This is a genomic window from Candidatus Protofrankia californiensis (assembly GCF_900634765.1).
GTDB lineage: Bacteria > Actinomycetota > Actinomycetes > Frankiales > Frankiaceae > Protofrankia > Protofrankia californiensis.
Window position 1 is genome coordinate 1 of the sequence record NZ_CAAAFT010000031.1, and the last position, 3,239, is coordinate 3,239.

Sequence of the window (3,239 nt, forward strand, 5' to 3'; positions counted from 1 at the left end):
TGCTCGGCCCGATGGACCCCGACGGCCCCGGCGGGGTGTCCGCCGAGGGCCGGGCTGCCCTGGCCCGCCACGAGGACGATCTGGGTACCACTCTCGGTGATGCACTTCTCGTCCCCACCCGGATCTACGCCCGTGACTGCCTCGCCCTTGCCGAGGCCCTGGACGTCCACGCCTTCGCGCATGTCACCGGTGGAGGGCTTGCAGCCAACCTGGCGCGGGTGGTGCCTGCCGGCATGACCGCCCGCCTGGGCCGGTCCACCTGGGCCCCGCCACCCCTGTTCGCTCTGGTGGCCGAACGTGGTGGCATACCGCAGGCCGAGATGGAACAGACGTTCAACCTCGGGGTGGGAATGGTAGCCCTCCTCGGCGCGGGCGACGCAGCCGCCGCCGTGGACCTGCTCGCTGCCCGGGGGGTCCCTGCCTGGATCATCGGGGACGTCGTCGGTTCCGCCGGTGAAGGCCAGGCCCGGCTTGTCGGGGAACACCCTCCCGCCGGTTAGTCTCCTGGGCGCTGGTTAGTCTCCGGGAGGGTTCGACCCGCGGGGGCGCCTGCGGTGCAGCGGCAGGATCCGGGCGTTCGTGCCGACGGCCAGCCGGGGGGCGGATGCCGATGCCCGCAGATAGCCGGTGAGCTCCGGCAGCGGCATGGCCGCGCCGGTATGCAGACCCTGGACGAAATCGCAGCGCAACGCCGTCAGTGCTTCCATGAGTTCGGCGGTCTCCACACCCTCCGCGACCACCTGCAGGTTGTGGGTGTGCGCCAGGTGGATCGTGGCGGCGACGATCGCGGCGTCACCCTGTTCGATCAGCAGTTTGCGGACAAAGCTCTGGTCCACCTTGACCTCGTCGAGGACCCGCTCCTGCAGCAGGGTCAGGGATGAGAATCCCGTGCCGAAGTCGTCGACCGCGATCCGGACGCCGATCTCCCGTAGCTTGATCAGTAACCGGTGTGCCGTCCGCTTGTCCGACATCATCGCGGTCTCGGTGATCTCCAGGGTGAGCGCCGCTGCCGGGACGTCGTGCTTGACCAGCAGCTTCGCCACCTCCCCGGGCAGTTCGGTGTTCAGGAGATTACGAGCGGAGAGGTTGACCGACACCGTGATGTCGAAGCCGCCGGCTCGCCAACCGGCGCATGCGACGAGGGCCTGCTCCAGGATCGCTCTGGTGAAGTCCTGTACCAGCCCGGACTGCTCGACCGCGGGAACGAACATCTCGGGGGTGAGCATCCCGCGCCGCGGATGGTTCCAGCGGACGAGCGCCTCGACGCCGCTGATCCGCCCGGTCTCCAGCTCCACCTGAGGCTGGTAGTTGAGCACCAGCTCGTTCTCGTTGATCGCGGAGCGCAGCTCGGCGACCAGGGCGAGCCGTTCCACGGAGGAGTCATGACTGTCGGCCTCGAAGCGCCGCCACCGGGGGTGGGAGTGTTTCGCCTGGTACATGGCGATGTCGGCCCGTTGCAGAAGCTCCTCGGTGTTGGTTCCGTCCTGGGGGTAGCAGGCGACCCCGACGGATGCCTCCACCGCCAATGCGATGCCGTCCATGACGACATCACGGCACAGTACGTCGGCGAGTTCGGCGGCAGTTGCCTCGGCCTGAGCGGGATCCTCGATGCCGGTGACGAGGACGGCGAACTCGTCCCCGCCCAGGCGGGCGACGACGTCGTCCTCCCGGACGCTGCGCCGTAGCCGCTCGGCAACGGCCTGCAGCACACGGTCACCGGCGCTGTGCCCGAGGGTGTCGTTGATGATTTTGAAGCGGTCCAGGTCGATCATCACAAGAGCGACGGGCCTGCCCGTCGCGGCCTGCCGCTGTAGTTCGGCCGCCGCCCTGGCCATCAGCAGCCGGCGGTTGCCCAGGCCGGTCAGCCAGTCGTGCCCGGCATCGTGGGCTTGCTCCTCGGCCGCCCGGCGGGCGCGAGCTTCTAACCGGGCATGCGCAAGAGCGCGGGAGACCGTCTGGATGAAGGCCGCCAGAATCTGGTCCTCGTGCTGACGCCAGGCCGTCGGCTGGTGGAAGGTCAGCGTGAGGACGCCGATCTGTTCCTCGCCCGCGAGCAGGGGGGCGCCGGCCTCCCGGACCCGGTACGACAGCCTCCGGCGGCGCCTGGACGGAGCTGGTTGGCCTCCCGCTCCCGGAAGGGCCCCTTCTTTTCTCCGGCGGACACCTTCTTCCAAAAATTCTTCCGAAAATTTTTCCGGAAGCGCATCTTCTTCCTGGAGTGCGCCTTCTGGAAGCGTGTCCTCCGGCGGCACACCGTGGGACGGATGTTGTTCGACCGTTGCCGGCGGACCGTCGGCGGGTGCCACGGGCCAGATGGTCAACGTCGTGCTGTCCGCGCGGAACAGGGTCTCGGCTCTGCGTTTTGCAATCATGATGACGGTCGGCTCGTCGGCGTCGGCAAGTTCCCGGGACGCAGCGTTGATCTCGTCCCAGTGGCTGCGTTCCTCCAGGGAGCGGAGTCTGCGGTGGTGGCAGATGCCAGGGCCGGCCGCGGCGAGCGGAAGCGTGAGCGCAGCGACCGGGCTCCAGCGCGCGACCGCGAGCACCAGCAGGCCCAGCGCGGTGTTTGCGACGATCGACTGCAACCGCAGGACTGCGAGGCTGTCGTGCGGCAGGCGCCGGGAGGATGCCCTCGACCGCCGGAAGGACGCCCCTGAGCACGCTGCCACGTATGCGGTCAGGACCCAGGTGAGGACCCCGCAGACCGCGGCGGCCACGGCCGCGGCGGCGAACGCGTGGGCGTCCGGGAGCACCGCTGGCAGGTCGCGGCCACCCATGACCGCGGCTGCGGCCAGGACACCTGCCCCAGTACTGGTGGTGACGACAGCGGTGTGCATCAGCGCCGGAAGCAGCCGGCGTCCGACGACCAGCTGCGGTCCCAACGTCGCCGGCAGGCCGAGCAGGATGACCCACGGGCCTGGGACCAGCGCGAGGACGATGATCAGCGAGGCTTCCCTGAGGTTGAGGTCCTCGGGGGTACGGCCGATCCGGCGAATGACTATCGGTAGCTGGCCGAGTACCAGGACGGGTAGGGCCAGGGCAAGCGCGTCCCAGGCCGGCCGGTCACCTCGTGCGGCAAACACCACCGCGACAGCGACGGCCACCGCGGATGTGAGCGAGAGCATGCCGTGCAGGGCCGGGAGCAGACGAGAAGAACGGAACCGGCTATTGCCCTGGGTAGCCTCGCGTGAGGAGGCGTACGGCGACGAGGTTGACGGCGACGAGGTTGACGGCGGCTT

At 69.2% G+C, this 3,239-nt stretch carries 2 protein-coding genes; one reads left to right on the forward strand and one right to left on the reverse strand.

All coding sequences use genetic code 11. The features are described from left to right. A partial coding sequence (locus DD1DGNOD_RS01330; protein WP_241255391.1) for an AIR synthase-related protein occupies positions 1-500 on the forward strand: 500 nt, incomplete at its 5' end. Between the two features lie 15 nt (positions 501-515). Here DD1DGNOD_RS01330 and DD1DGNOD_RS01335 read toward each other — a convergent pair. Continuing rightward, positions 516-3,239, reverse strand: a 2,724-nt coding sequence (locus DD1DGNOD_RS01335) for a putative bifunctional diguanylate cyclase/phosphodiesterase (RefSeq protein WP_206442874.1), incomplete at its 5' end; no start/stop codon positions are given.